Raw genomic sequence first — 6,041 nt, 5'->3', positions numbered from 1 at the left:
CCACACCGCGCGCCCCCACCTCACCACCGACCTCGTCACCGCCGCCGCGCGGGTCGTCACCGACGTGCCGGCGCTCGTCGCCCGGCGCGTGCCGGTGTCCGCGCCCGCTCCGTCGGCTGCGCGGATGCCGCGGAACGCTCACCGGACCCCTCCGGCTGGGCGGGGGAAGGCTCGGGCGGCTCAGCGGCCTCGGACCGCTCCGGCGGAGCCGGTGTCGACGCGGGGCCGCGCCCCAGCGCACGCCGACGGCCGCCGGAGGCGGCTGACGGAGGCGGGACATTCGAGGTCATAGCCGTCGAAGGCTACCGCTATCGCCCGCGCAGTCGTCGTACGAGAATGCTCGCGTCCCCGCGGGATTCCAGGTCCGCGAGGACCACGGCGACCGCCTCGCGGACGATCCGCCCGCGGTCGACGGCCAGACCGTGTTCGCCGCGGAGCACCAGGCGCGCGTGCTCGAGGTCCATCAGCTCCTCGGCGGACACGTACACCGTGATCTTCTCGTCGTGCCGCTCCCGCCCGGTGGGCCGGCGGTTCGCGCCGCGCCCCCGCTTGCGGGACGACTGCACGGACGCGGAAGGGGCGACAGAACCTTCCTGCGCCGGGCGGCCGCGCCCCGAACGGTCCGGTACACCTCCCCGGCTGCGCGACTCCCCCGCATCGGACGGCCCGGCGCCGGCGGCGACATGTTCGTCGCCCTCGCCGTCACCGCCCTGGACGGGCACCGACTGGGGCGCGTCATCCCCGGCCGGCCCGTCGCTCTCGCCGGCCGGAGCCGGCACCCGGGCCTCGCCGTTGGTCCGGCGGTTGGGGCTGGATGACTGGAGCGCCATGCCCCCGGTGGTACGGAACAGTTCGTCGGCCCCCGGCAGACTCACTCGGCGTGACACCGGGCGAGCACCTCCCTGGCGAGCTGGCGATAGGCGGCGGCGCCGACGGAGTTGGAGGCGTACGTGGTGATCGGCTCGCCGGCCACCGTGGTCTCCGGGAAGCGGACGGTCCGGCCGATCACGGTGTGGTAGACGTGATCGTCGAAGGCCTCGACGACGCGCGCGAGCACCTCACGGCTGTGCACCGTGCGGGAGTCGTACATCGTGGCGAGGATCCCGTCGAGCTCCAGCTCGGGGTTGAGCCGTTCCTGGACCTTCTCGATCGTCTCGGTGAGCAGCGCGACACCGCGCAGCGCGAAGAACTCGCACTCCAGCGGCACGATCACCTTGTGGGCGGCCGTCAGCGCGTTCACGGTGAGCAGGCCGAGCGAGGGCTGGCAGTCGATCACGATGTAGTCGTAGTCGGCCATCAGCGGCTTCAGGGCGCGCTGGAGCGTGGACTCGCGGGCGACCTCGCTCACCAGCTGTACCTCGGCGGCGGACAGGTCGATGTTGCTGGGCAGCAGGTCCATGTTCGGGACCGCCGTCTTCAGGAGCACCTCGTCGGCCGCCATGCCCCGCTCCATGAGCAGGTTGTAGACGGTGAGGTCGAGCTCCATCGGGTTGACGCCGAGACCCACGGACAGCGCGCCCTGCGGGTCGAAGTCGACGAGCAGCACCCGGCGTCCGTACTCCGCGAGCGCTGCCCCCAGGTTGATGGTCGACGTGGTCTTGCCCACGCCGCCCTTCTGGTTGCACATCGCGATGATCGTCGCGGGACCGTGACTGGTCAGCGGACCCGGGATCGGGAAGTAGGGCAGCGGGCGCCCTGTCGGGCCGATGCGCTCACGGCGCTGACGGGCCGCGTCGGGCGCGAGCGTGGCCGCGTACTCCGGATCGGGCTCGTACTCGGCGTCGGGGTCGTAGAAGTGCCCCTGGGGCACTTCGTCGTAGTCGGCGAAGTGGGTGTGGATCTCGCCACTTCCGTTGCCGGCCATGGCGTTCACGTGATGGCCATCCATGCTCGGGTGTGCTGTCTGAGTCGTCCGGGGACTCTGATGGGCTGCGAAGGTGCGGACAGCTACGGAGCCGACAGCCTCGAGCCCCGTGAGGTCCTGGCCCCGCGCCGGCATTCCTGGTTGACCACCCCCGGGAGTAAATGTCGACTCATTCACAAGTCGTCTTACCTCCTTGGTGACCAGGAAACTTCTCGATAGGTCAGCGTGGCACCATGCCGACGGTTGGCGACTCTATGGCGTGTCACCGCTCCGCAGCAACACAATCCGCCGGACCCGACCCGATGTGTCGGCAACCGAACACCCCTCTGTCAAGGGCGTAAGGCCGTCGCACGGCAGGTTTCACCGGTGTGCGAATCGGTTGAAGAGTTACGTTCGCGGCGAGTTGAACGAGTGTCGCAAAGTGACCCGACACACACCCGGCCGGACCTTGTCGGGCAAGGTCCGGCCTGGTGAGCGGTGTTGACGACCCGTGTTGACGTATCGCCTTTTGTCAGTGACGAGTCGACCGAAAATGTCGACTCATGGAGTCATCGGGAAAGTCAGCCGAGCAGGCTCTCCAGGGCGACGTGCTCCAGCCCGTGAGCCTCGGCGACCTCGCGGTAAACAACCTTGCCGTCATGGGTGTTGAGACCCTTGGCCAGCGCGTTGTCACGGCGCAGCGCCTCGGTCCAGCCGCGGTCGGCCAGCTCGACGATGTACGGCAGCGTCGCATTGGTCAGCGCGTACGTCGAGGTGTTGGGGACCGCGCCGGGCATGTTGGCGACGCAGTAGAAGACCGAGTTGTGGACCGGGAAGGTCGGCTCGGCGTGCGTGGTGGGACGGGAGTCCTCGAAGCAGCCGCCCTGGTCGATCGCGATGTCGACAAGGACACTGCCCGGCTTCATCCGCGAGACGAGCTCGTTGGTGACCAGTTTCGGCGCCTTGGCGCCGGGGATCAGCACGGCACCGATCACGAGGTCGGCATCGAGGCAGGCCTTCTCCAGCTCGAAGGAGTTGGACATGACGGCCTTGACCTTCGTACCGAAGATCTTGTCGGCCTCGCGCAGCTTGTTGATGTCGCGGTCGAGCAGCGTCACCTCGAAGCCCATGCCGATGGCGATCTGCGCGGCGTTCCAGCCGGAGACGCCGCCGCCGATGACGACGGCCTTGGCCGGCAGCACACCGGGGACACCGCCGGGCAGGACACCGCGGCCGCCGTTGGCGCGCATCAGGTGGTAGGCGCCGACCTGCGGGGCGAGGCGGCCGGCGACCTCGGACATCGGGGCCAGCAGCGGCAGGGCGCGGCTGGGCAGCTCTACGGTCTCGTAGGCGATGGCCGTGGTGCCGGACTCCAGGAGGGCGTCCGTGCACTCCCTGGACGCGGCCAGGTGCAGGTAGGTGAAGAGCGTCTGGTCCTTGCGGAGGCGGTGGTACTCCTCCGCGACGGGCTCCTTGACCTTCAGCAGCAGGTCGGCGGTGGCCCAGACCTCGTCGGCGGTGGGCAGGATCTGCGCACCGGCGGAGACGTACTCCTCGTCCGTGATCGAGGAGCCGACGCCGGCGTTCTGCTCGACGAAGACCTGGTGGCCGTGGCGCACGAGCTCGTGCACACCTGCGGGGGTGATGGCCACCCGGAACTCGTTGTTCTTGACCTCGCGGGGGATGCCGACCTTCACGTCGATCACGGTCCTTGACTCAGAGGGCTCTGGGGCTATGCATGCCGAGGCGATGCAATCCAGGCAATGCATGTCATACCCGACGTACGTGAGCACACCGGGAGACACCACGGAAGAACGCGGCGGAGCCAGTCTAATGAAGGGGTTCCCTCTGTCTAGCCTTTCAATGCATCAATCTTCAGCGGATGCACTGCGGATTTCGTAGGCATTAGCGTCACGTTCCAAGCCGTTTGCGCTCTCCGGGAGCTCATCTCCCAGCATGCGCTCGGCGGCCGCCCGGTGCAGCCCGGCGGCGGCGGGGTCGCCGAGCCGCTCCAGGGTGTCGGCCAGCCTGAGCTGAAGCGCGGCCTGGAGGCGTACGTCGTCCGCGCGGCGCGCCCACTCGACGGCCTCCTGGCAGGTGCGCAGCGACTCCTCGGGCCGCCCCGCGTACTCCTGGACACGGGCCATCTCGCTCAACGCCCTTGCCTGGGAGGCGACATCACCGTTCTTGCGGTGCCAGGCGACCGCGGCGCGCCAGTTGACCTGCGCCTCGCCGTAGCGGCCCGCGTAGGTGTGCGCGGTGGCGATGCGCCCGTACAGCCGGGCGGCGTCCACGCGCTCGTCGCGCGCGAGCCGCTGGGCGAGCGCCCTGCCGTACCAGTCGGCGGCCCGGTCGTGGTCCCCGAGTTCCTGGTGGGCGCCGCCTACGGATTCCATCGCGCGGCCGGTCGCGTACGGGTCGTTCGCCTCGCGTCCGGCGTCGAGCGCGGCCCGGTAGCGGGCGAGGGCGCCGGTCCTGCGGCCGGTCTGCGCGTCCAGGTCGGCGAGATTGAGCAGGGCCGCCGCCTTCTCGCGGGGCAGATCGCGGCGTTCGGCGACGTCCAGGACCAGGCGGTGGATGCCGTACAGGTCGGGCGCCGCCGCCCGGGTGCCGAAGTGCGCGGCCATCGCCCGCACCAGGGCGGCCATCAGCCGCCGGGCCAGGGTGTCGAGCTCCCCGTCGGCGACGGCCAGCCGGGCCGAGGCGAGCAGCGCGGGCCGACGGACGCGCAGCCAGTCCTCGGCCGCCCGGGGACTGGAGAAGCGCAGGGCGCGCGGCATCCCGGCGAGCTTCTCCCGGGCGGGCGAGCTGTCGGTCTCGGTGATGGCGCGGCAGGACACCAGGAGCCGTACGGTCCGCTCCAGCATCCGGGCACGGGCCAGCTGCACCTCGGCGGGCCGGTCGTGGGTGTCGACGAGCGCGCGGAGCAGCGGCTGGAGACAGCCGGGCACCTCGTACTGCGGCAGCTGCGAGGGGATCGCCCGCAGCAGGCGGAGGCCGACGAGCTCGTCCAGCACGGTGTGCGCCGCCTGGACCGAGCAGCCGGCCAGCGCGGAGGCGGTGTGCGGGTCGACGAGACCAGCGGGGGCCAGTGAGAGCAGCCGCAGCATCCGCGCCGCGCTGCCCGGCAGGGAGGCGTACGAGAGACGGAAGACGCGGTCCATCGGCGTACCGTCCTCGCCCTCGGTGCGCAATTGCTTGGCGAGGTCGGCGACGGCCGCGGCGGGGCGGGCGGCCAGCCAGCCGCCGGCCAGCACCAGGGCGGTCGGCCGGCCCGCGCACAGTTCGACCAGTCCCTCGGCCGCGAGCGGGTCGACGGTGATGCGCACCGAGCCGGTGAAGTGGCCGAGGAGTTCGAGGGCGGACTTGGTGTCCAGGCCGCCGAGGGTGCAGGGGCGGACGTCCGCGATCCCGGTCAGCGGCCCGCCGGAGACGGCGACGACCAGGCAGTCGGGGGAGTCGGGCAGCAGTGCGTCGACCTGCTCGGCGTCGGCCGCGTCGTCGAGCAGGAGCACCGCCCGGCGGATCGCGAGGGCCTCGCGCAGCCGCTCGCAGAGGTCGTCGGGACCGGCTCCGGGGGGCGCGGACAGCCCCAGGGCGGTGAGCAGTTCCCGCGCGGTGGCCTCGGTGGGCACCGGCGTGCCGTCGGGTTCGGTGAGCCGGGCGCGCAGTATGCCGTCGGGGTAACTCTCGGCGACCTGCGCGGCGAGCTGGACGGCGAGCGCGGTACGGCCGGATCCGGGCTTGCCCGCGATGAGGAGCACCCGCGCGCGGGGGGCCTTGCGGCCGGCGATGGTGTCGAGGCCGGCCCGCTCGATGTCCGCCCGGAGTTCCTTCAACTCTCTTGTACGGCCCAGGAACTGACTCTCCGTAGGAGCGGACCCGGCAGCCGGGCGCTGCCCCTTGGACTCCACCTTGGTGCCGCCGTCGTCCACCACCTGATCCGCCACGGGCCACGCTCCCGTTCCACTGCACGCGCAAGCCCGCCGGGACTCCGGTACGGGCGTTTTCCTGAGCCTAGTTCACGCTCTGCGACGATTCGGGCGGAGCGCGACGGAGACGTCCCCCGATCGGATCAGGTGATCGTAGGACCGCCCGCCTCGGACGGGCGTATACGCCCGTCCGACCACGGCCCGACAGCACCGTGGACCGGCGGGCTCGGTGGGGACGCGGTACTCGGCCGGCGGCGCCGTCGTCA

Annotated in this window: 4 protein-coding genes; all 4 read right to left on the bottom strand. The window is 71.3% G+C overall.

The window, feature by feature from the left end; translation table 11 throughout:
* Positions 1–308 precede the first annotated feature (308 nt).
* The 4 genes from ABZV42_RS41850 to ABZV42_RS41835 all read right to left on the bottom strand — a co-directional run bounded on the left by ABZV42_RS41850 (position 309) and on the right by ABZV42_RS41835 (position 5,793).
* A complete protein-coding gene (locus ABZV42_RS41850; protein ID WP_355991799.1) occupies positions 309–887 on the bottom strand; it encodes a hypothetical protein in 579 nt (192 codons plus the stop codon).
* On the bottom strand, positions 872–1,999 hold the full coding sequence (locus ABZV42_RS41845) for a ParA family protein (protein WP_355991801.1): 1,128 nt from the start codon (positions 1,997–1,999) through the stop codon (positions 872–874). The genes ABZV42_RS41850 and ABZV42_RS41845 overlap by 16 nt, the downstream gene beginning before the upstream one ends.
* A 425-nt stretch (positions 2,000–2,424) precedes the next feature.
* Positions 2,425–3,549 carry an alanine dehydrogenase gene (ald, locus tag ABZV42_RS41840; protein ID WP_355991803.1) on the bottom strand — a complete coding sequence of 375 codons (1,125 nt, stop codon included), beginning with the start codon at positions 3,547–3,549 and terminating at the stop codon, positions 2,425–2,427.
* A gap of 162 nt (positions 3,550–3,711) precedes the next feature.
* A complete protein-coding gene (locus ABZV42_RS41835) occupies positions 3,712–5,793 on the bottom strand; it encodes a tetratricopeptide repeat protein (protein WP_356057498.1) in 2,082 nt (693 codons plus the stop codon).
* Between the last annotated feature and the right edge of the window lie 248 nt (positions 5,794–6,041).

This window comes from Streptomyces sp. NPDC005281 (assembly GCF_040607495.1).
Taxonomy (GTDB): Bacteria; Actinomycetota; Actinomycetes; order Streptomycetales; family Streptomycetaceae; genus Streptomyces.
Note: the sequence above shows the minus strand (reverse complement) of the source record. Positions and strands in the feature narration are given on the sequence as shown.